This is a genomic window from Lacticaseibacillus huelsenbergensis (assembly GCF_029726355.1).
Classification (GTDB): domain Bacteria; phylum Bacillota; class Bacilli; order Lactobacillales; family Lactobacillaceae; genus Lacticaseibacillus; species Lacticaseibacillus casei.
On record NZ_CP120687.1, the window covers coordinates 1,852,304 to 1,875,729 of the forward strand.

Here is a 23,426-nt window from a genome sequence, read left to right on the forward strand (position 1 = left end):
TTTCCTCAATCAGTCCGACAGCCATGCTGTGAGACCTAACGCAATAATGGGCGTCCCCATGTGTGCTTTGCTCGCGCTCGACACACCTGCATCACCAAGACCATATTCGTCGTCGTTTCCAGATGCCCTTGCACCAAAATGGACACTCTCTAGGCAGGAAATCGCCAACTACTCATCTTTCCGCATTTCAATGTTGCGACTAGCATACTGACAATTATGGCAGCTGTCAAGATATTTATTAAATTAAGATGAAGCCTTCTGTGGCTGTTAACTCTTAGCCTGTTGCGAAAACACCTGTTTTATTCTCATTATTTCGTAAATAATGGCGCAGGTTTGTTAAGATGACAATACCAGCGTCATGCTTACCCTTAAGATTGCGCAGCCGCGGCATGAACAAGAAAAGTCAAAGAGCGTTAACACTGACTTGTTTCAAATTTTAGGGTAAGCTATTAGCACAAGTCATCGGAGGAAGAATGCTATGAAAGTTTTGGTTCCATACATTAAGAAATATCGCTGGGACGTGATCTGGTCAATCCTGGCTATTTTTGTGGTAGCGTTCGCGACACTTTGGCAGCCGCATCTGCTTCAGGTGATCATGAATGCCATTATGAAAAATGACAAACAGACCGTCTGGACCAATGGGCTGTATTTGATTGGCCTCGCGGTGATCGGGATTGTTGGCGGGATTATCAATACCATCTATTCGGCGCGGGTCGCATTAGGTGTGGCCACGGATTTGCGAGCTGATGAATATGCCAAAATTCAAAGTCTGGCTTATGCCGACATCGAAAAATTCTCGCCATCAAATCTGGTTGTGCGCATGACCAATGATATTAATCAGGTGCAACAGATTGTCATGGGCTTTTTTCAGCAAGTCACGCGTATCCCGATTCTGTTTGTCGGCGCCGTGATTCTTGCGATCGTGACCTTGCCTGAGTTGTGGTGGGTGATTGCGGTCATGATGGTGCTGCTGCTGGGGGTCAGTCTTTTTTCGTTTAGTCGCATGGGCAAATATTTTGGCCGGATGCAACAGCTGATTGAAAAAGTGAACACCTTGGCGCGTGAGAATTTAATGGGCATGCGGGTGGTAAAGTCGTTTGTTCAAGGCGCCAATCAGACAAAAAACTTTGCAGAATCAAGCGACGAGATGCGGGATGTCAGTGTCAAAATCGGTAATTTGTTTGCCTTGTTGATGCCGGCGTTTTTCCTGATTGCCAATTTAGCGATTGCCTTAAGTATCTGGCTGATCGGCCAGAACATTACGAGCCATCCAAGTAACTTGGCGGCGATTACCAGTTTTATCAACTACTTGATGCAGATTCTGTTCGCGATTATTAACGGAAGCTTTATGCTGACATTCGCGTCGCGGGCGCTGGTTTCTTTACGGCGGATCCATGAAGTCATGGACACTAAGCCGAGCATGACCTTTGTGAGTGGCCCGCATCGGGATCTGGACGGTGGCGTTGAATTCAATGACGTGACATTCACCTATCCGGGGGATGAAAAGCCGACGATTCGCGATATCAGTTTTGCGGTTAAGCCAGGTGAAATGATTGGCATTGTCGGGGCGACCGGCAGTGGCAAGACCACATTGGCGCAACTGATTCCGCGGCTGTTTGACCCAGACACCGGGATCGTCAAGGTTGGTGGGCATGATGTCCGCGCTGTCACTGAAGCTGATTTGCGGCAGACGGTTGGTTTTGTCTTGCAACGATCCACGCTTTTTTCCGGCACTATTGCGGAAAACTTGCAGCAAGGCAATCCGGATGCTGATTTAGCTTCTATGAAGTGGGCAGCTCGGATCGCTCAGTCAGCTGAGTTTATTGAACGTTTGCCGCACACCTACCACGCAGAAGTAGAAGAACGATCGTCAAACTTTTCAGGCGGCCAAAAGCAGCGGCTTTCGATTACACGCGGGGTCATCGGGCAGCCGAAGATCCTGATTCTCGATGATGCCACCTCGGCGTTGGATGCCCGTTCGGAAAAATTGGTTCAAGAAGCTTTAGCGCATGAATTGAAAAACACGACGACCATTATCATCGCCGAAAAAATCAGTTCGATTATCAAGGCCGATCGCATTCTAGTACTTGATGAAGGTCGGTTGGTCGGTAGCGGCACACATCATGAATTGGCGCAACATAATGATGTTTATCGCGAAATTTATGCAACCCAAAAAGCATTGGAAGAGGGGGTGTAGCTCATGAAAGACTTAAAAAATGCGGGTAAATTTTATGCCCATTATTTACGGCCTTATTGGCTAGAGTTTTTGATCACGACCATTTTGATCGCGATTTCCACATGGGCGATTGTTGTTGCACCGACGTATATGGGCCGCGCCATTGAGGAACTGACTGTCTACGTTCAGCAATGGGCGAACCCGGCAACGCGTGGGCAAGCCTCTTTTACGGCGTTTAACCACACCCTAGCCATTTTTGTCCTGCTGTATTTGATCGATGCCTCCAGTATTTTGATCTCGAGCCTGCTGCTGTCAAAAGTCAGCGGTTATTCGACTGGCACCATGCGGGTGGGTTTGTTTCGGAAAATGCAGCGCATGAAAGTGCAGTATTTTGACAGTCATAGTGACGGCGATATTCTGTCGCGGTTTACCAGCGATTTGGATAACATTTTTAATGCCATGAACCAGGCGCTGATCGAAATATTCTTAAGCGGTGCCCAGTTTATTGGGATTATCTGGATGATGTTCACCCAGAATGCCACGTTGGCGTGGATCACCATGGCCTCGACCCCGGTGGCGATTGGCTTGGCCGCGTTTGTGATGCACCAGGCAAGTGTGTCGGTTGATCGCCAGCAGGACGACATCGGCCGACTTAATGGTTACATCAACGAGCAAATTACCGGCCAGAAGATGTTGATTACCAATGGCTTGCAGCAGGAAAGTGTTGCCGGCTTCCAACCGTATAACAATGCGGTACGCAAATCTAACCTGCGTGGGCAGATTTGGAGTGGCATTTTAAATCCGTTACTCATGGGGCTGTCGTTGCTGAATACGGCGATTGTGATCTTTGCCGGTTCCTGGCTGGCGCTAAACGGCTCACTGAGTCAAGGCGCGGCTTTGGCTTTGGTGGTTGTGTTCGTTAACTATGCGCAGCAGTACTATCAGCCAATTGTGCAGCTGACCAGCCTGTTTAACATGATTCAGCTAGCCATTACCGGTGCTCGCCGAATTACCGAAGTGCGAGAACAGCCGGATGAAGTCGATCCGAAAAATGGTCGCACCCTCGATGGTCTGAAACACGAGCTCGTGATTGATAACGTACATTTTAGCTATATTCCGGGTAAGGAGATTCTACACGGCGTTACGATCCATGTTGAAAAAGGCGAAATGGTGGCGCTGGTTGGCCCGACTGGCAGCGGGAAAACCACGGTTATGAACCTGATGAATCGTTTCTACGATGTTGATTCCGGCTCGATTACCTTTGACGGTGTTGATGTGCGTGAATTTAAACTCGCATCGCTACGGCAAAATGTCGGCATTGTTCTGCAGGATCCGCAACTATTTTCCGGTACAATCCGTGATAACATTCGCTTCGGTGATCCGGAAGCCGATCAAGCGCGGGTTGAAGCCGCCGCCAAACAGGCCAACATTCATGACTTTATTGTGAGTCTGCCGGATGGGTATGATACGTTGGTTTCGGATGAGCAAAGCGTCTTTTCAGCCGGCCAAAAACAGCTCATGTCGATTGCCCGGACCATTTTGACCGATCCGCGGTTGCTGATTCTTGATGAGGCGACCAGTAACGTGGATACGGTCACTGAAGCCAAGATTCAAGCAGCAATGGATAACGTGATTCAGGGACGGACGAGTTTTGTCATTGCCCACCGGTTGAAGACGATTTTGAATGCCGATAAAATTGTCGTCCTCCGCGATGGCAGAATTATTGAAGAAGGCAATCACGAACAGTTACTGGCGCAAAATGGCTTTTATGCCGAGCTATACCATAACCAAATGGTGTTTGAATAGCGGTCCAATAGATTACGAACTATTTCGGGACATTTTTTAATATAATTCGTATATAAAGCGATTTAGAGGCCTTTCTAAAGCTTAAAACTTGTGATAGTCTTTCTATATCAGAACAATGCTGATCATTGTTTTGATCAATAAAGACTTCGTGGAGGTAGCGATGAGCAAACGTAGGTATTTGGTCGCTTTAGGCGGTATTTTGCTGCATTTGATGATTGGTTCTGTTTATGCATGGAGCGTGTTTACCGGTCCGATTGCCAAACAGACAGGATGGGCGTTGTCCTCGGTCACAGTCGCGTTTAGTATTGCCATTTTCTTTCTGGGCATGAGTGCTGCCTTCATGGGGCGGGTGGTTGAGCGCTTTGGCCCGCGGTTGACCGGGACAGTTGCCGCGATTTTATACGGCTCAGGTATTTTATTAACCGGCTTGGCGGTTCAAATCGATTCGTTGCCGTTGCTATATCTGGGTTACGGCGTGATCGGCGGGTTAGGTTTGGGTGCTGGCTATGTGACGCCGGTTTCAACGATTATTGCGTGGTTCCCGGATAATCGCGGACTCGCGACCGGAATGGCGATCATGGGCTTTGGCTTTGCCGCCATGTTGACTGGCCCGGTTGCCCAGCAATTGATCGCCGCTATCGGTTTGGTCGCCACCATGTATGTGTTGGGTGCGGTTTATATGGTGATCATGTTGGGAGCCGCCCAAGTGATCCGCAAGCCGCGTCCGGATGAAGTGCCGGCTGCCGATCTTGCCAAAAGCGTGAGTTTGACCGGTAAGGCGATGACCGCCAGTGAAGCAGTTAAAACGCCAGCATTCCGCTACTTATGGCTGATGTTCTTTATCAACATCACCTGTGGTATCGGGCTTGTGGCGGTTGCGTCGCCGATGGCCCAGCAGCAAACCGGTATGTCCGCCGCGACCGCCGCTATGATGGTTGGGGTTGTGGGTTTGTTTAATGGTTTTGGCCGCTTGGCTTGGGCAACGTTGTCTGATTTGATTGGCCGGCCGCTCACCTATACGTTGATTTTTGTGGTCGACGTCATCATGCTGGTCGGCATTTTGACCGTGGGCTCCCCGTTACTCTTTGGCATTGCGTTATGCCTGATTATGTCTTGCTATGGCGCCGGGTTCTCGGTCATTCCTGCTTATCTTGGGGATGTCTTTGGCACCAAACAGCTTGGGGCGATTCATGGTTATGTGCTGACGGCCTGGGCCGCTGCGGGAATCGTTGGCCCGACGCTGCTGAGTTTTAGCGAAGAATATTTTCACAATTATACTGTTAGCTTGATCCTCTTTGTTCTTCTCGAATTGCTGGCTCTAGGGCTGTCGATTCGCATTCGGCGGGAATTCAAAGCAACTGCGCAGGATGCGAAGCATGTGACCGACTAACGGTTTTGTCTGCGAAAAGATCGACAGAGAGACTTTAGGATGAATGAAAAACATTTTGACGTTGATGTTTTGCTGGTGATATAAACGCCGTCTAATGTGGATATTAATATATCAGAACCCCGTATTTAGGTACGGGATTTTTTTATGTCTCAAAATGCTGATATGACAACATTTTTAGTTTATGTCACATATTATTGACCAAATCCAAGCTTCTTTTGTTGACAAACCTGTACGTACAGGTAAAATAAGCTCTGTAAGTGAAATCGCTTTCTGGAGGGGGAAGAAATGCGTAAGTACGATGTCATTTATCAGGATCTGAAGGACAAGATTGAAGCAGAGATTTATGTAACGGGATCGTTGCTACCAAGTGAACGGACGTTGCAGGAAATGTACCAGGCGTCGCGCGACACGGTACGAAAAGCATTGCAGCTGCTCAAAGACGACGGGTTTATCCAGTCGCAAAAAGGTAAAGGTTCAACGGTGATTAATCGGCAGGAATACGTTTTTCCCGTTTCAGGAGTTGTGAGTTATGCCGAACTGGCCAAACAATTTCACTTACAGACGCGAACCGTCATTTTGGCCAATCATTTTGCAACGTTACCAGCCAAGTCGTTTAAGGACGTGGATCCACATGTGACGACTAAACAGATGCGGTTTTTGAAGCGGGTGCGGTATTTGAAAGGCGAGCCGGACATCATCGATATCGATTACCTTGATCCTAAGGTGGTGCCGCCGATTCCGGAGTCGGCAGCCAAGGATTCGTTGTATGCCTATCTTGAAGGTCAGGTGGGATTGACCATTGCCTATGCGACCAAGGAAATCACGGTGGAAACAGCAACCGAAGAAGATCGGCGGTACCTGAAGTTACCCCAAGCCGCAGTGGTCGTCGTGGTTCGCAGTTGCAGCAGTCTGGTGGATACGACAAAGTTTCAATACACGGAGTCGCGGCACCGGGCGGATCGGTTTAAGTTTCATGATTTTGCGCGGCGAATGCGGCCGTGAATGGTGGCAGGTCGAGCTTCAGTTAAAGGTGAAGATTAAGGAGGTGCATGATGGGATTTCATAAGAAAGTCATTTATCAGCTGTATCCCAAGTCATTTTATGACAGCAATGGCGACGGGGTCGGCGATTTGCGTGGCATTATTGACAAGATTGATTATCTTAAGTCATTGCACGTCGACATGATCTGGTTCAATCCATTTTTCGTGTCACCACAATACGATAACGGTTATGATGTTGCCGATTATCGCAACATTGATCCGCGGTTCGGTACGATGGCGGATTTTGACGAATTGGCTAAGAAACTCAAAGAAGCTGGTATCGATATCATGTTGGACATGGTGTTGAATCATACCAGCACGGAACATGAATGGTTCCAGAAGGCATTGGCTGGCGACAAGCATTATCAGGCCTATTATTATATTCGCCCGCCAAAGCCGGATGGCAGCTTGCCGACTAACTGGGAAAGCAAATTCGGCGGGCCGGCGTGGGCACCGTTTGGCGACACCGGCAATTATTATCTGCATTTATATGAACGCCGCCAAGCTGATTTGGATTGGCACAATCCAGCGGTTCGGCAAGAAGCCGCAGCGATTATTAACTTTTGGCGTGCCAAGGGTGTCCACGGGTTCCGGTTCGACGTGTTGAACGTGATCGGCAAGGCAGAAAAACTGGTCGATGCACCGCCAGAGGTTGCCAGCAAAACGCTGTACACGGATACGCCGATCGTTCAGGACTATTTGAAGGAATTGGCTGCTAACAGCTTCCGCCAAGACCCTAACAGCGTCACGGTGGGCGAAATGAGTTCGACAACTGTTAAGAACTCAATCGCCTACACGAAGCCGGAAAATCATGAGTTATCCATGGTCTTTCAGTTCCACCACTTGAAGACGGATTACAAGAACGGTGAAAAGTGGACGAAAGAACCGTATGACTTCAATGCATTGCGGGACATTTTGCATACCTGGGGTCAACAGTTGGATCAAGGTGGCGGCTGGCAGGCGCTGTTCTGGAATAACCACGATCAGCCACGAGCACTCAATCGTTTTGGCAACGTTGACAAGTATCGGGTTAAAAGTGCCGAAATGCTTGCTGCGGCGATTCATCTCAGTCGCGGCACTCCATATATCTATATGGGTGAGGAAATCGGCATGACCGATCCGCACTACCATTCAATGGCTGATTATGTGGATATCGAAGCCAAGAATGCTTACAAGGCATTGCTCAAGGAAGGTAAGTCGGAAAAAGAGGCGTTTGCCATCATTTTGGCGAAGGCCCGCGATAACAGTCGGACGCCGATGCAGTGGGATGATTCGGCGAATGCCGGTTTTACCACCGGCACGCCTTGGTTGCGGCCGACGAATCAAAAAGACATCAACGTCAAAGATGAGTTGGCGCACGGTGAAATTTTCGAATTTTATCAAAAGCTGATTGCGTTGCGGAAAGAATACGACGTGATTAGTGACGGCAGTTATGAACCGTTTGGAACCGACATTGATCGCTTGTATGCCTATGAACGGGTTGCTGGTGCGGATCACCTGCTGGTCCTGAATAACTTCAGTGACAAGGCGATCACAGTACCGCTGCCAAATCGATTCCAATCCGCAAAAGTGCTTATTACCAACGAATCAGGATTAATACCAACTGCAACGATGACATTGCCGCCGTACGCGACGATTGCATTGTTGACATCGGAAGAGAATTAAGGAGGAACCAAAAATGGCTGATGAAAAGAAGCTACACATTTTGGCGCCTGTTTCAGGGCTTGCCATGGCGATTACAGACGTCTCCGATCCGGTCTTTTCACAGAAAATGATGGGTGATGGCTTTGGCATTGAACCATCGGATGGTCAGATTGCTGCGCCGGTTGACGGACGCATCATGATGATTGCCGATACCAAGCATGCAATCGGGATTAAAGCCGATGACGGCGCCGAGTTGTTGATTCACTTGGGCATTGATACGGTTGAGTTGAAAGGTGCACCGTTTGAAATCGATACGGCAATGGATGCCAAAGTCAAAGCCGGCGACGTGATTGGCTCCATGGATTTGGATGCAATCAAGAAAGCCGGCAAAAAGACCACGGTCATTGTTGCGATTACCAATACCAATGACGTGGTTGATCATCTTGATGTCACCCCGGGCGAAGTTAAGGTTGGTGAAGAAGTTGCCGTGATGACACCTAAGGCAGCGGCGGCTACATCAACAACCGCGGCCACGCCAAATAAGAAGGAAAGCAAGTATGCGGCGACTGCCCGCCAGATTATTGCCGATGTCGGCGGGGCGCAGAACGTCAATAGTTTGATTCACTGTATCACCCGGTTGCGGTTTTATCTGAAAGATGAACAAAAGCCGGACGATGACACAGTACGCAACATTCCGGGCGTCATTGATGTTGCCCGAGCAAACGGCCAGTATCAAGTGGTCATTGGGCAAGCCGTCACTGACGTTTATGATGAAGTCATTAAACAGTTAGGCCCCGGCTACTCTAATGCTGAAGGTACTGCGGAAGCCATTAAAAAAACCCAAGCAGAGGCTAAAGATACCAGCTTCTGGGGCACAATCAAACGTTGGACCCAGGCGTTGATCGGGACGATAACCGGATCCATGATTCCGGTTATCGGACTGTTGGCCGCCAGTGGGATGCTCAAAGGTGTTCTCAACATTATGACTACCTGGTTCCATCTTTCAACAACGGATCCGACATACGTGATTATTAATGCGATGGGCGATGCAGCCTTTTACTTCCTGCCTGTGATCGTCGGTTTCACGGCCGCGCAAAAACTCGGTTCGGATCCGGTTATCGTTGGCATTATCGGTGCGTTCCTGATTTATCCATCAATTGCTAAGATTGCAACGGCCGGTAAAGTTAGTGGTACGTTACTGGGCATGGGGGTCAATGCCAGTTTCTTCGGCTTACCTGTCCACATTGCGAATTACACGTATTCGATTTTCCCGATGATTTTTGCGGCATGGATGGCAGCCAAGCTTGAACCGTGGATCAAGAGCTGGATGCCGCTGGTTCTGCGGATGATTTTCACGCCGCTGGTTGAAATCTTCTTAGTCGGCATGACGGTTGTCTTGGTTGTCGGTCCACTGATCACGGTGCTGTCTGGTGCGATCACATCCGGGATTCAGGCATTACTCAGCTTGACGCCAATGATTTCCGACGCCATTATTGCCGGTCTGTATCAGGTTCTGGTTATCTTCGGATTGCACTGGGCGGTTATCCCGGTTATTACCGCACAATTGTCTTCGGCACACCCAGAGTCCGTGCTTAACGGCATCGTCTCCATTTCTATGATTGCCCAAGGTGCCGGCGCGTTGGCTGTCTGGGTTAAGACCAAGCACAACCCAGCACTGAAAGGTTTGTCTATTTCCGCGTTCATCAGCGCATGCTGCGGCATCACCGAACCTGCGATGTATGGTGTTAACTTGAAGTATGGCCGGGTCTTCGTCTTTGCTAGTATCGGTGCCGCAATCGGTGGCGTTGTCAATGGCCTGTTAGGTGTTTCGATGTACGGATTCACTGGCAGCTTCATTGGTTTTCCATCATTTGCTGCTCCGGGTTGGGCACACAATCCAGGCAACTTTGCCGGATTCTGGATTGCTTCGGTTGTGACCTTGGTTGCCGCCTTTCTCTTGGTTTACTTCTTCGGTTATAAAGATGCCGATGCCAATGCGGCTAAGGCAGCACCTAAGAAGAAGCGCTTAGGAAAGACAGTTGAATAATGAGTTAAGGCTTCACTGAAAAGTGGTTCAAAATGATAATCGTGTCATTTTGGCGAAGAATCAAAGTCTAGAAGTCTAGTAGTTAAAACACCGATGTCGTTGGGCATCGGTGTTTTTGCTTGGCAAAAAAGCGAGGCCGATCATGATTGGAGAAACGCCACAAAAATTTGTGCCAATTTCGATAAAAATAACTTGCAGTTGCGGCAGAATTAGGGCACACTAAAAAGTGTTCTCATTAAACACTAATTTTTCATGGAGGAGGGCCAGATATGTATAAACGGTACAAAGATGTGTCGCTGATTCTGAAAATTGTCATCGGAATCGTTGTTGGGGCAGTGTTAGGGGTATTGGTACCCTCCTGGTCCTTTATCGATATTTTAGGGAAGTTATTTGTTGGGGCGTTAAAAGCAATCGCGCCATTACTGGTATTTCTGCTGATTATGTCGGCAATTTCAAAATACCGATCCGGCTCGAAGAACCACTTTGGCACCGTGATTGTGCTTTACTTAAGTGCCACGTTGCTTTCGTCCATTGCGGCGGTCGCGGTTTCTTATCTTTTCCCGATCAAGCTTGTGTTGCCGGGTGCGATGAAAATTGCCGAAAGTGCACCGAAGGACTTAGGCACGGTTGTTTCCGACTTGCTGACCAATGCAGTGGCTAATCCGATTTCTGCGCTGGTTGAAGGCAATTACCTGGCGATTCTGTTTTGGTCATTGCTGATTGGGGCGGGGTTGCGTTTGGCGAGTGGCACAACCAAAAAAGCGGTGACCGAGTTTGCAGAAACCGTCAGCAGCGTGGCCCAAACGGTGATCCAGTTTGCACCGTTCGGGATTGTCGGTTTGCTGCATGAATCACTGAGTAAGACAGGTGTTAAAGGCGTCATGGCGTATGGGCAGTTGCTCATCTTGTTGGTCGCAACGATGGTATTTGTCTATCTGATCGTGTATCCATTTATGGTATGGCTGCTAACTCATCAGAACCCTTATCCGTTGACGTTTTGGACGTTAAAAGTCAGCGGCATTCCGGCGTTCTTTACGCGTAGTGGCGCGGTGAATATTCCGATCAATTTACAAGCTTGCGAAGACTTAGGCTTGAACAAAGAAAGCTATGCGATTTCGATTCCGCTAGGCGGTTCGGCTAACTCCGGTGGTGCTGCGATCACGGTGTCGATTATGACGCTGGCAACTGCCAACACTATGGGCGTGCACGTCAGCATTTTCCTAGCGTTGCTACTGTGCTTCCTGTCAGCCATTTCGGCAACCGGGGTGTCGGGAATTGCCGGTGGGTCGCTGTTATTAATTCCAATGGCGGCATCGCTGTTTGGCATCTCCAATGACATCGCGATGCAGGTGGTCGGTATCGGCTTCATCATCGGGGTTGTTCAGGACTCTGTGGAAACGGCGGTTAATTCGGCTTCTGATCTGTTGTTTACCGCCACTGCCGAGTATGCCGATGATCGCCGTGACGGCCACCCGATCGATATGCGCGCGGCGGTTAGAGCCGCGGGTAAAGTGAAAGCTAAAGCTGCTAAGCCAGTTGAAGAAGAGGGCGAACAGATTTAATTTGCTTCTGTACTTCCGGTTTGATGCACGGTGCCACGTATCAACTTAGTCACTTAATAAACTAATGAAAACTGCCCAAGAGACGAAAGAAGTCGCTTGGGCAGTTTTTGCCTTTTAAAGTTGGTGCATTTTTTAGCTGTGAAATGTTGATTTAACAAGCAAATTGTCTAGCTTAAAAAATTGTAAGGTTATTTTTCCTATGATAACTGATGTCATTAAAAACACAGCGCTTTCCAGCTTTGCTAAAATGTGCTAACCTAGTTTTCATGGATTTTTTATTAACACATTGAAAAGACAGCATTAACTGTTTAATGGAGGTACCGATGGGCAAAGTGTGGCAACGACTGTTTCGAAAAGAGGATCCAAGTGTTTACGAAGATAAAGATTCGCATCTGCCGCGGGTGTTGCGGGTACGTGACTTTCTCGCTTTAGGGGTCGGGACCATTGTGTCGGCGTCTATTTTCACGTTACCAGGGGTGGTTGCAGCCAAACATGCTGGTCCCGCAGTCTCGATTTCCTTTTTAGTCGCTGCGATTGTAGCAGGGTTGGTGGCGTTTGCGTACGCGGAAATGTCGGCCGCGATGCCGTTTGCTGGCTCGGCTTATTCGTGGATTAATGTGGTGTTCGGCGAGTTCTTCGGCTGGATTGCCGGCTGGGCTTTGTTGGCCGAGTACTTTATTGCCGTTGCGTTCGTTGCTTCAGGGTTATCCGCCAATTTTCGCGGCTTGCTGGCGACGATCGGCCTGAATTTTCCGGCGGCGTTGGCCAATCCGTTTGGCACTGACGGCGGGGTTGTCGATCTGGTCGCCGTGGTGGTGATGTTGATGGTTGGCGTTTTGCTGTCACGCGGCGTTTCAAGTGCTGCGCGGGTCGAAAACATTTTAGTGGTCATGAAGGTTTTGGCAATTTTGCTGTTCCTTGTAGTCGGCTTGACCGCGATTCATCCGGAAAACTTTCATCCATTCTTCCCGAAGTATCACCTGAATGCTGATGGAACACCTTTTGGGGGCTGGCAAGGCATTTACGCCGGCGTTTCCATGATTTTCCTGGCCTATATCGGGTTTGATTCGATTGCCGCGAATTCGGCTGAAGCGATCGATCCGGAGAAAACGATGCCGCGGGGGATTCTTGGCTCGCTGTTAATTGCGGTTTTCCTGTTTGTCTCGGTCGGCCTCGTTTTGTTGGGTATGTTCCCGTATCAGGATTACGCCAACAACGCCGAACCGGTTGGCTGGGCGCTTCGGCACTCCGGTCATGCGGTGGTCGCGACGGTGGTCGAAAGCATTGCGGTGTTGGGGATGTTCACGGCCTTAATCGGCATGGCCATGGCGGGATCCCGGTTACTTTACAGCTTTGGCCGCGACGGCATGTTGCCGCACGGTTTGGGCAAGTTGAACAGCCGCAAGTTGCCGAACATTGCCTTGGCAGTCTTAATCACGATCGGTGTCATTATCGGGGCATTCTTCCCATTTGCGTTCCTGGCACAACTGATTTCCGCCGGCACGCTGATTGCCTTCATGTTCGTCACGCTTGGCATTTATCGCCTCCGTCCGCGTGAAGGCAAGGACATCGCCAAGCCACGCTTCCAAATGCCGTTGTATCCGGTATTGCCAGCCGTAGCTTTCCTCGGCTCGCTGGTGGTTTTCCTGGGTCTGGACATTCAAGCCAAAATGTACTCTGGCGTCTGGTTCCTGATCGGATGCGCCATCTACTTCTTGTATGGCATGCGGCATTCAGCACTGACAAAAGGGTCGGTTGTTGAGCAGGAAACCGAAGCATTGGAGCAGTCAAAAGAAGACTGAGTGGTTTAAAGACACGGTCTAAATTAACAAGAAGCTTCGGAAATGACTTTCTCCGAAGCTTTTTTGATATCATCCCAGGCATTTCAATTTTTGAGTTTTTAGATCACTGAAAATTATAGTATCGGAGTGGATCAAAGGGAGATTTTCGCAGGAGCAAAGACCTGGTTTTTCATTGCTGCTATCTGTGCTCACAAGCTAGTACTGATCAATAAGCTAGCTTAGATTTGACATCCCATCCGCTTAATTTCAACGATAATTTTTCCCCCGTGTAGTCTTTAATGGCAGTTGAGTCTGGGAAGCAATTTTGTTAAGCTGTCAGAGAATTGGCAAGTAAATTGCCACACAGAAAGGACAAATTTTATGATGGATATTGTCATCAGCGTTGCTACGTCACAGGAGGACTACGCACGCTAGTTCTCCGCGTTTTTAGGAGGACATTTAATTTGACACTTAGCAGTTATGGTTCACAACAAACCACCCAACCTGAACGCGGCTTGACCTTAGCCCGTGTGATAACCACAAGTCATTTAAGATACACAATCGTCACCGATAGTGGGAGATATAGCGCTCAAGTTGCCGGACGGCTTGCCAACATGGCCATCGCACCGGAAGATTTTCCAACAGTTGGTGATTGGGTCCAAGTCAGACTCCCTGATAATAGTGAAGATGTGGCGATTATTGAGCGTTTGAACGAGAGAAAGACCGTCTTTTTAAGAAAATCAGCCGGAAGAAAATCAGACGCTCAGCTGGTCGCAGCTAATGTTGACTGGTTATTTTTATGTATGGCGTTAGACGGTAACTTCAACGTTCGCAGAATGGAGCGGTATCTAGCCGTTGCCGCGGCATCAGGCGCTCATTTTGCAATTGTTTTGACGAAAGCCGACAAGTCAATTGGGTTTGAAGACCAATTAACGGCGATATCGGAAATTAGTGGGGCTCACCGGATCATTGTCTGTGATGCAACCACCCCTGATGGTCTATCTGAGCTGAGAGCGTTTATGGAACCAAGGGAAACCTATGCTTTTCTCGGATCGTCAGGTGTTGGGAAGACAACGCTGATCAATCACTTACTTGGTAGTCAGAAATTAGAAACTAACGCAGTGCGCCAAAGTGACGCTCACGGGAGACACACGACAACTTCTCGGCAATTAATGTTGCTGCCAAACGGGAGTATCGTGATCGATACTCCAGGAATGCGAGAACTCGGGCTACTGGACGCCGATGTTGAATCAGCATTTGCCGATATTCAGGAGTTATCTAAGCACTGCCGGTTTAACGACTGTTCTCATCAAAAGGAGCCTGGATGTGCGGTCCAACAAGCAGTTGCAGAAGGCAAGCTATCGGCAATCAGAGTAGCTAGTTATCTTTCGCTTCAACAAGAGAAATCTGAGCATAATGACTTACGTGGCAGAGAAAGAGAAAATGCAAAAGTTAAGCGAATGTTTGGTAGCAAAAATCAATTGAAAAAATTCAGAAGAAGTGTCAAGAAACGCTAACGTTGTGCTTGATTTAGTTCATTGAGCAGATCGGTGGTTGACACCTATCGGACAACTTGGAAACAGGCTGTGATGGGAGTTCAAAGTAACGCCAAAAGCTTCGGAAGTTTCATTAAAAACGCCCGCAAAGATTTTGTCTTTGTGAGCGTTTTTAATTTGCGTTGATTTATGAGTGGTTACTAAGCTTCCTGAGCCTTCTGGAGATTCTCTTTTAAAATCGCCGCAGAATCTGCTAGGCGCTTATGATCTTCGGCATTCAGATCAAGTTCGATAATGCGCTCCAAACCGTTGGCGCCAAGAATGACAGGAACACCGATCGAAACGCCGCTTAAGCCATACTCACCTTCGAGATGAACGGACATAGCAAATGCTGCGCGGTCGTCATTTAAGAAGGCACTGGTTAACCGGGTCAGCGAAGCAGCAATGCCGTAGAAGGTGGCGCCTTTCTTTTCGATGATCCCGTAAGCCGCAGTTTTCACGCGCTCACTGATTTCGGCAAGGTCGCTTTCCTGACGATTCTTAGGAATCCAGTCAAGAATTGGCTTGCCACCAATATTGGTGTAATCCCAAACCGGAAATTCAGAATCACCGTGTTCGCCCATGATATAGCCGTGAACGATGCGGGCATCGATGTTGTAGCGCAAGCCGATTTCTGCTCGTAGTCGCGCCGAATCCAACGCGGTGCCGGAGCCGAGTACTTGATTGCGCGGTAAACCGGATTCCTGCAAAACCAATTCTGCCAGCACATCAACCGGGTTGGAAGCCACCAAAATGAAACCATTGAAGCCGCTTGCCATGATATTGTGGGTGATTTCTTTCATAATCTTGGCGTTAATCGCTAGCAACTCAAGTCGTGTCTGTCCCGGCTTTTGCGCGATCCCCGCAGTAATCACAATAATGTCGGCATATTTGCAGTCTTCATAACTAGCCGCATAAATATTCTTTTGCGATGTGTAAGGCAGTGCGTCCGAAAGATCTTCGACGTCGCCTTGTACCCGTTTTTCATTAACATCGATGATGCCCAGACTCTGGCCGACACCGGTTGTGAGACAGTTAAACGCGTAACTTGACCCAATGGCGCCGTCACCAATCAAAATAATATTGCCGCGATTTTGCATTCCAAAATTCCTCCTCATAATGATATTGACACCAACGTAGCTATCCGAAGCTGAACAATGACCGTCACCCAACAATGGTCATGGTCAGCTGTTTTTCATGTATCCGATTTCATTGTAACAGATGACAGTTGCGATAACTTGATAAACGTGATTGATGAGTTGAAAATTAGTTCGCGCTCGCGCGGTAACACGTTCGCCAGCCCAGAAACCTGCACATAAGGACCTCAAGTAGGAATGACCAAAGCCCAGCCATTCCTACTTGAGGCCACTTATGCTCCGGTTTCTAACCGGGCTGGCTCACGCTCAAAAAATTCTTATCATTTTGCCATTTTTCTGTTAACCTTAAAACAACGTCCGTTACGTTTTTTGAGAAAGGTGGTTTCCCATGTCAGCAGCATCTTATGTGCAGTCAGTGCTTGCAACGCTTAAGCAACGTGATCCTAACCAACCGGAATTTTTTGAGGCGGCCTCAACGCTTTTAAACACGATTACGCCGGTGTTTGAGAAGCATCCGGAGTATGTGAAGGCCAATATTCTTGGACAATTGGTTGAACCGGAGCGGGCGATTCAATTTGCCGTTCCGTGGCAGGATGACCAAGGAAATATTCAAGTCAATCGCGGATTTCGCGTTCAGTTTAATTCAGCGATTGGTCCTTACAAAGGCGGCCTGCGACTACATCCTTCCGTCAATCTTAGTATTGTGAAGTTTTTAGGCTTTGAACAGATCTTCAAAAACAGTCTGACCACTTTGCCGATCGGGGGAGCCAAAGGTGGTTCCGATTTTGATCCGAAAGGGAAGTCGGATGCCGAAGTAATGCGTTTTTGTCAAAGTTTCATGACCGAACTGAGTAAGTATATCGGGCCGGATTTGGATGTGCCGGCTGGGGACATTGGTGTCGGTGCCCGCGAGATTGGGTATCTATACGGTCAATACAAACGGTTAAAAGGGGCGCAACGTGGCGTTTTAACCGGTAAAGGGCTCAGTTATGGTGGTTCGTTGGCGCGTACGGAAGCGACTGGCTATGGTTTGATTTACTACACCGATGAATTATTGAAAGCCAACGGGGAAACGCTAACTGGCAAGCGTGCGGTCATTTCCGGTGCCGGCAACGTCGCGGTTCATGCTGCTGAGAAAGCTGAAGCACTGGGTGTCAAGGTGCTTACCGTTTCCGATTCGAATGGTTATGTGGTTGATGAAAACGGGATTGATGTTGCGGTGGTCAAGCAGATCAAGGAAGTCGAACGCGGTCGTATTAAAGCTTATGCGGATCGAGTGGCTGGAGCCGAATATCATGAAGGTTCAGTCTGGGATGCCACCGATCTTAAGTTTGATCTGGCATTGCCTTGCGCCACGCAAAACGAAATTGATGGTCAACAGGCGGCGCGGTTTAAGGCAGCTGGCGTGATTGCGGTTGCTGAAGGCGCCAATATGCCGAGCAATCCGGACGCGATCGCTGCCTATGCAAACGCTGGAATTTTATACGGGCCGGCAAAAGCTGCCAATGCAGGGGGCGTCGCTGTTTCAGCGCTGGAAATGGGTCAAAACTCCCGCCGCGAAAGTGACAGTTTTGAAAAAGTCGATAGCCAACTGCATGAAATCATGCAACACATTTTTAAGGCGAGTGCCGATGCTGCTGACGAATACGGCATGCCCGGTAACTACGAAGCGGGAGCGAACATCGCCGGTTTCCTGAAAGTGGCAGATGCTATGTATGCGCAAGGGATGTAGGCAATTCGTTACGATGACAAGAGGTGAAATAGTGGATTTAAAGCGCTGAGTTTCCGCATGCCTCTCCATTGACGAGATCAAAAGCACGAAAACAACGGCGGTCGGATAATTATGAGGTTATCTGATCGCCGTTTGTTTTATATGTGAGCGTGAGTCAAAAAATTATCAACAGAGCAGCCGTCTATAAAACGGTACTTGGCATCAAACCCTGTTCTTTTTCTACATCAAAAGCCGCGCCACTGACGGATCAAGTTCAATCAGTTGCATGAGCCGACGAGCTGGCCCATTTGGTTTACTGCGGTTCGTTTCCCAAGCCTGAACGGTACGAGGAGAAGCCGCCATAATTTGGGCGAAGACGAGTTGCGTTGCCGGGATTTGCTGCCGAATTTTCTTGATTTCTTCGCCGGTAAACTCAGGCGGTGTTGGTAGATGTCGCTCATGCCGTTCAACGCCAGGATCATTTCCGTCTAATAGCTGATTGAGCTCTTCAACACTTTTTTCGAGTGTACTTTTAGTCATGTTATTCACCTTTTTTGAGACGTTGAACAACTTTTTTCAACGCTGCTGCTTGCAGAAATAAGGCGGATCATGAAATCAACGCCATTACTCTACGTTGCTACGTTTTTATAGTATACGATTTTATGGTATGTGTCGACTCATATTATCCATTTTGCGATGCTTAAGCACGACGCACGATGAAGCCACAATGACAAATTCCTAGAAAGAGATGACGGCATCAAAAAAAGGCTCGGAATTTCGAGCCTTTTTGCTACGGTGACAACTAAACCACCATATTGGTTAATTCGATGGCAACCTAGACGCGACTAATCGTGATAGACGCCCTCGGCCCATTTTTCGTTTTCTTCATCAAAAAAGTGCGGATTATCTTTTTGATCAGGGTTTGGTTTGGCAATGTGGTCAATTTCTTTGATCAGTTCCGCATTTTCCGGCGTTTCTCTGTAGGTGGCATCCAGATAGGCCTTGATGATATCGTATGCCAGATGTTCACCAATGCTGGCACCGCCGAAGCCCAATACGTTCGCATTTAATTGTTCGCGAGCATATTTGGCTGCTGCGGCGTCGTTCACCATGGCAGCGCGAATACCTTCGTTTTTATTGGCGGCCATGGTAATGCCGCTGCCATCGCCACACAGAACGATCCCTAGATCAGCACGACCATCGGCGACATCTTCAGCAACCTTCTTGCCATAAATTGGATAGTGCGTCCGGACGGTGTCGTAGGTGCCTTCATCAATAACTTGATAGCCAGCATGCTTTAAAAAATTCGAGATCTTAATCTTCATGTAAGTCACAATATGATCATTACCTAAAGAAATAATCATGGGGTCAGACTTCCTTTCTTCCAGAGTTAGATCATTTTCGCGAGCATATCGAGCCGAACTTGGTGGCGGCCGTCAACGTATTCCGCGTCCAGGTAACGTTGAATCAGGCCAAGCGCCCGATCTAGGCCGATAAGTCCAGTACCGATCGCAATGGCTTTGGCACCATTATGTTCAGCAGTTTGATGCGCAGCGGTTTCGTCACCGACATTGGTTGCGACCATACCCTTGACTTTGGTAGAAGCCATTGTTGAGCCAACGCCGTAACGGTCAAACATCAAGCCTTTATGCGCCTTACCTGCCATCACTTCTTTGGTCACAGCCAAAGCAGACTCGACAAAGTTCTTCGCTGGTTGCGGCGTTACATCAATGACATGGTAGTCGCGCTGCTTGAGATAGTCCTTGACCTGTTCCTTCATGGCAAAACCGTCTTGATCAGCACCAATCACAACATCCAAAATTGTCACTCCTTTGTTTTAATGAATAGCATTTGTGACTCAGATACTGGCGGGGCAAGCTGATCGTTTTGAAGAAAGTCAGTGGGGGAGAGCACCCGAAGAAAAAAGTTACAAGCAATTTTTTGCGGAATGTTTATATTTGTTTCTGTGTGTTCACTTATGTTTCATTCGTCAACCACAATGTAGCATCGAATCTTTTTAGTGTAAAGGCCTAAAATACAGTTTCTAGTTAGAAGAGGAAGTTTTAGCACGTCTTAAGTTGATGGAAAAATTGAATTGGGCTACACGTAAAAGTGTGATGTGGTTTGATTCGTTTACTGGGTAAAACATTGTCATCAGAGTGATCGGTAATTTGCCAACTAATAAAATCAAGTTGCTATGCGCATTGGTCTAGGCTAATCGCTGTGCTGACAAGCCTAATTTTCTTGTAAGTGAGCGCTTTCAGCAAATTAATTGCGGTTAATTTGCAAAAAAAATTAGTTTTTTTTTGCCGGACGTGTTATAGTCTATTCATGGTAATACTTGAACGGGAAACATCATGTAACATGAATTTCCTTTTTAGGATTACGGTTGTCTGTTGTTGTTAGTTTTGAAAAGGAGATTCACTTTCATGCAAAAAGGTACAGTTAAATGGTTCAACGCTGATAAGGGTTACGGCTTCATCACTGGTGAAGACGGCCAAGACGTCTTTGTACATTTCAGCGCCATCAACGGCGAAGGCTACAAGAGTCTTGACGAAGGTCAGGCTGTTTCCTACGATGTAGAACAATCTGATCGTGGCCCTCAGGCTGCTAACGTTACCAAGCTTTAATTCTTCTTGGTTCGTTAAAAAAGAGATCCGCTCGGGAAACTGGGTGGGTCTTTTTTTGTGAGCGTGAACCAGCGCGGTTAGAAGCCGGAGTGTAAGTGGTCTTGGGCGTGATGGCGGTCTTTGCCATTGCGACCAAGGTCCTTACACGTAGGCTTCTGCGCTGGTGAACGCGTTATAGAACGCAACAGTCAATAAAATGCCATTGCCACCAATAGAAAACCCTGCGCCTTACTCAAAGCTCCATGACACAAACTCACCGCTCCAACGTCAACCGCCACACACTCGTCAAAACCCAGCAAGCAAAAGGCATTGCCGCAAAAAACAAACCAATGAAAATAATCCCTGGAGCATCGCCACTTTTCGCCCACGCATAAGAAAGCGACAGACTGATGACGGCCACAATAATCGTGATCACGCCGAGAAGCCACTGCAACCGCCGGACCAAATGACGAGCCGCTTGCGGTGCCCGGACTAATTGCCATAGGGTGACAACGCAGGCGAAGATACCGGCAAGCGTCACCCACCCGCCGATCAAGGTGATGATGAGTGCAGCCGTGATTCGGGACGTGAGCACTAATAAAATGGTGGCCCAGACGCCAGTCGCCAGAAAAGCGATGCTGCCTAACCACATACAAAGCACCAATCCTAAATGATGCGTTGTTTGTCCGTTGCCTTGCTTGATCATCCTTACCATCTCCACTTATGGTCAAGTGTAACGCGCACGGTGGATTAAGGTTTTGAGATACAGGATTCTTGACGGAAAAATAAAAAAAGTACGCCAGAAGTCTCGGAAGATTCGGCGTACTTTTTTGCTTAAGCGAATGTAGACGAGGAACAACCGTTACCGCTCATTATTCACCTAACGTCGGCTCATCGGTGAACTCGTCAACAATTCGGAAGCTGACATTTTCGTTTTCTTTTAACAGTTTAGCGACTGGGCACTCATCTAATGCCTGGGTCACAATTTTTTGCGCTTCTTCGCGTGTGTGACTTGGCATGAGAATTTGCGCGTCGACAATGAACTTGTAGCCGATTTTGTCGCGCTCAATGTCCACCCGGGTGCGTAGTTGCGAATCTTCTGCAGTACCTTCACGATGCTGGACGATGCGAATCGTTGCGTTGAAACAAGTGGACAGGGCAAATGCAATAAATTGCTCTGGATTGGTACCAGGAGCGTCCAGAAGCGAACTGGAAACACCAAGAGCTAACCCTTGATTGCCTTCGACATAACTTTCACCGACTAAACCATTTTCGTTGCGGACATAGGTATGATACAAAGATCGTTCTGCCATGCTATCCATCCTTTCTTGTTTTGAAGCTTTCACCGTGAGTATACCATGGAACCGCTTAATTTGCGGGCAATGTGTCTCGGATATCATGCCGGGCGGCTCCGTTTCTGATTAGGTTAGTGGCGTCAGGCGGACAACTTTCGTGGCAATTTTATTGATAAAATGCTCATCGTGTTCCACAAACAGCATCGTTGGTTGATAACGGGTGATCGCGGCCATGATCTGGTCTTGATTATAAGTGTCCAGATAATTGAGCGGCTCGTCCCAAATATACAAGGAGGCTGGTGTTGCAAGCGAACGCGCAACTTCGACTTTCTTTTGCTGGCCCATACTAAGGTGTTCGATCGGCGTGGCAAAATCGGCGCGCGGCATCCCGAGCTTACGCAAGTTGTTAAGCAAAATTTCGAGGTTGAGGTGCCGCTTTTCGGCAAAGTCCGGCAGTAACCCGCGATTGTCAGGGTATTGCTGGCGTACCAGACTCAAAGCAACCGGCGCCAAGGTCAGAAGCCCGGTTTGATTGCCGGTAAAATGGCCCAGCAAAGCACGGATCAACATTGATTTACCGCTGCCGTTTTCACCGACGATCGCCACTCGGTCGCCGGGTTGCAACGTAAATGAAATTGGTTGGAAAAGCGGCTGATCATAACCGACCTGAACATTTTCGGCCACAATCAAATGGTGATGATGGGTTGGTTGTGGCGCCATGGTGAGTGGATCGACTTTCTCCAAATTTTTAAGCAACTGTTCTTTTGCCGCAATTTCCTTATCCATGCGGTGTTCCAGGTTTTTGCTTTTTTTCATGGTTCTTGCTGCCCGGGCGCTGATGAAGCCGCGGGTATTATTGTGCCCGCTATCTTTCTCGTGGCGATTGCCGTAAACGCTGCGTTCTTTGTTTTCCGCCCAAACTTTTTTGTCATGGGCGGTTTGTTTCAATCGATTAATTTCATTTTTTAGCTGAGCATTTTGCGCGAGTTCGGTTTGATCCTGCCGCTGCTTTTCCGTGGTAAAGGTGGTGTAGTTACCTTGGTAAAGCGTGATTTTCTGGCGTTCGATAGCCAGTGTGTGGTCGGTGACGGCGTCAAGAAAATCTCGGTCGTGACTGACCACGATGAAGCCGGATTTTTGTTTTAGGTAGGCAGCGACTTGGCGACGACTGCGCAAGTCGAGGTGATTCGTCGGCTCGTCAATGAGTGCAAAGCCATCGTCTTGGATGAAGAGCAAGGCGAGGCGGACCTTGGTTTGCTCACCGCCAGATAGATCTCGAAACGGCCGCCACAAGATATCAGGGTCGGCATGCAGCAAATTAAGTTCGCGTTCCAGTTGCCATTGCGCCACGTCTTGAAAGGCTTGTGCTGCGTGAAGTGTCAGTTGGCTCTCGTCCAGCGCTTGCGGAAAATAGCGCAAAGGCACGGGAACCGTAATCGTTCCGCGGTAATCCAGTTGCTGCTGCAATAACCGCAGCAACGTGGTTTTACCGCGTCCATTACGGCCAACCAAGCCAAGGTGCCAGCCAGTATCGAGGTTAAACCCGGCATCGCTGAAAAGTGGCGCCTGGCCGTCATAGGCAAAATAAAGGTGTTTGATTTGAATCGTTGACATACAGCCACGTCCTTTCGCGGATATGCCTGTGCTATCAGAAGAAAGATCAGCTGACTTTTTGAGTTTTCGGGATTACAGCGGTGGGAAGCGACATCGTAACTGACAACGCTTGGCAATTC

General features: G+C 48.4%; 18 protein-coding genes. 11 read left to right on the forward strand and 7 right to left on the reverse strand.

What is annotated here, in order from left to right; translation table 11 throughout:
- Window positions 1-478: 478 nt before the first annotated feature.
- The 9 genes from LHUE1_RS08455 (at window position 479) to rsgA (ending at window position 14,963) form a co-directional block, all read left to right on the forward strand.
- A complete protein-coding gene (locus LHUE1_RS08455; protein WP_049170898.1) occupies window positions 479-2,197 on the forward strand; it encodes an ABC transporter ATP-binding protein in 1,719 nt (572 codons plus the stop codon).
- Window positions 2,198-2,200: 3 nt separating this feature from the next.
- A complete protein-coding gene (locus LHUE1_RS08460) occupies window positions 2,201-3,982 on the forward strand; it encodes an ABC transporter ATP-binding protein (protein ID WP_277848332.1) in 1,782 nt (593 codons plus the stop codon).
- A gap of 160 nt (window positions 3,983-4,142) precedes the next feature.
- Entirely contained in the window at window positions 4,143-5,372 is a 1,230-nt protein-coding gene (locus tag LHUE1_RS08465; RefSeq protein ID WP_049170905.1) for an L-lactate MFS transporter, read from the forward strand.
- A gap of 285 nt (window positions 5,373-5,657) precedes the next feature.
- Window positions 5,658-6,374: a trehalose operon repressor gene (gene treR, locus LHUE1_RS08470; protein ID WP_049170908.1), complete on the forward strand. Its 717-nt coding sequence runs from the start codon at window positions 5,658-5,660 to the stop codon at window positions 6,372-6,374.
- Between the two features lie 50 nt (window positions 6,375-6,424).
- Window positions 6,425-8,077, forward strand: coding sequence for an alpha,alpha-phosphotrehalase (gene treC, locus LHUE1_RS08475; RefSeq protein WP_049170911.1), 1,653 nt, complete (start codon window positions 6,425-6,427; stop codon window positions 8,075-8,077).
- A 13-nt stretch (window positions 8,078-8,090) separates the two neighbouring features.
- Complete coding sequence (locus LHUE1_RS08480) at window positions 8,091-10,103, forward strand: glucose PTS transporter subunit IIA (RefSeq protein WP_277848331.1); 2,013 nt, start codon at window positions 8,091-8,093, stop codon at window positions 10,101-10,103.
- 269 nt (window positions 10,104-10,372) lie between these two features.
- The gene (sstT, locus tag LHUE1_RS08485) at window positions 10,373-11,665 is read left to right on the forward strand and encodes a serine/threonine transporter SstT (protein WP_049170913.1); all 1,293 of its coding nucleotides are present in this window, start codon (window positions 10,373-10,375) and stop codon (window positions 11,663-11,665) included.
- 323 nt (window positions 11,666-11,988) lie between these two features.
- Window positions 11,989-13,467, forward strand: coding sequence for an APC family permease (locus LHUE1_RS08490; RefSeq protein ID WP_025012772.1), 1,479 nt, complete (start codon window positions 11,989-11,991; stop codon window positions 13,465-13,467).
- A gap of 443 nt (window positions 13,468-13,910) precedes the next feature.
- Window positions 13,911-14,963, forward strand: a complete 1,053-nt coding sequence (gene rsgA / locus LHUE1_RS08495; RefSeq protein ID WP_049170916.1) for a ribosome small subunit-dependent GTPase A — start codon at window positions 13,911-13,913, stop codon at window positions 14,961-14,963.
- Between the two features lie 179 nt (window positions 14,964-15,142).
- On the opposite strand, the gene LHUE1_RS08500 is transcribed toward rsgA, so the two are convergent.
- A complete protein-coding gene (locus tag LHUE1_RS08500) occupies window positions 15,143-16,081 on the reverse strand; it encodes an L-lactate dehydrogenase (RefSeq protein WP_049170919.1) in 939 nt (312 codons plus the stop codon).
- A gap of 385 nt (window positions 16,082-16,466) precedes the next feature.
- Between LHUE1_RS08500 and gdhA the strand changes: the two genes are divergently transcribed.
- The gene (gdhA, locus tag LHUE1_RS08505; RefSeq protein ID WP_277848330.1) at window positions 16,467-17,810 is read left to right on the forward strand and encodes an NADP-specific glutamate dehydrogenase; all 1,344 of its coding nucleotides are present in this window, start codon (window positions 16,467-16,469) and stop codon (window positions 17,808-17,810) included.
- 219 nt (window positions 17,811-18,029) lie between these two features.
- Here gdhA and LHUE1_RS08510 read toward each other — a convergent pair whose 3' ends face one another.
- The 3 genes from LHUE1_RS08510 to lacA form a co-directional block, all read right to left on the reverse strand.
- Window positions 18,030-18,329 carry a helix-turn-helix domain-containing protein gene (locus LHUE1_RS08510; protein ID WP_049170925.1) on the reverse strand — a complete coding sequence of 100 codons (300 nt, stop codon included), beginning with the start codon at window positions 18,327-18,329 and terminating at the stop codon, window positions 18,030-18,032.
- A 305-nt stretch (window positions 18,330-18,634) separates the two neighbouring features.
- Window positions 18,635-19,153: a galactose-6-phosphate isomerase subunit LacB gene (lacB, locus tag LHUE1_RS08515; protein WP_049170929.1), complete on the reverse strand. Its 519-nt coding sequence runs from the start codon at window positions 19,151-19,153 to the stop codon at window positions 18,635-18,637.
- Window positions 19,154-19,179: 26 nt separating this feature from the next.
- The gene (gene lacA, locus LHUE1_RS08520; protein WP_049170931.1) at window positions 19,180-19,608 is read right to left on the reverse strand and encodes a galactose-6-phosphate isomerase subunit LacA; all 429 of its coding nucleotides are present in this window, start codon (window positions 19,606-19,608) and stop codon (window positions 19,180-19,182) included.
- A gap of 610 nt (window positions 19,609-20,218) precedes the next feature.
- Here lacA and LHUE1_RS08525 point away from each other — a divergent pair.
- Entirely contained in the window at window positions 20,219-20,419 is a 201-nt protein-coding gene (locus LHUE1_RS08525) for a cold-shock protein (RefSeq protein ID WP_003563620.1), read from the forward strand.
- A 253-nt stretch (window positions 20,420-20,672) separates the two neighbouring features.
- Here the strand turns inward: LHUE1_RS08525 and LHUE1_RS08530 are convergent, their stop codons facing one another.
- From LHUE1_RS08530 to abc-f, 3 genes are all read right to left on the reverse strand, one after another.
- Window positions 20,673-21,104, reverse strand: a complete 432-nt coding sequence (locus LHUE1_RS08530; protein WP_049170934.1) for a hypothetical protein — start codon at window positions 21,102-21,104, stop codon at window positions 20,673-20,675.
- Window positions 21,105-21,270: 166 nt separating this feature from the next.
- The gene (locus tag LHUE1_RS08535; RefSeq protein ID WP_025012766.1) at window positions 21,271-21,711 is read right to left on the reverse strand and encodes an OsmC family protein; all 441 of its coding nucleotides are present in this window, start codon (window positions 21,709-21,711) and stop codon (window positions 21,271-21,273) included.
- A 108-nt stretch (window positions 21,712-21,819) separates the two neighbouring features.
- Window positions 21,820-23,307, reverse strand: a complete 1,488-nt coding sequence (gene abc-f, locus LHUE1_RS08540) for a ribosomal protection-like ABC-F family protein (RefSeq protein WP_049170937.1) — start codon at window positions 23,305-23,307, stop codon at window positions 21,820-21,822.
- Between the last annotated feature and the right edge of the window lie 119 nt (window positions 23,308-23,426).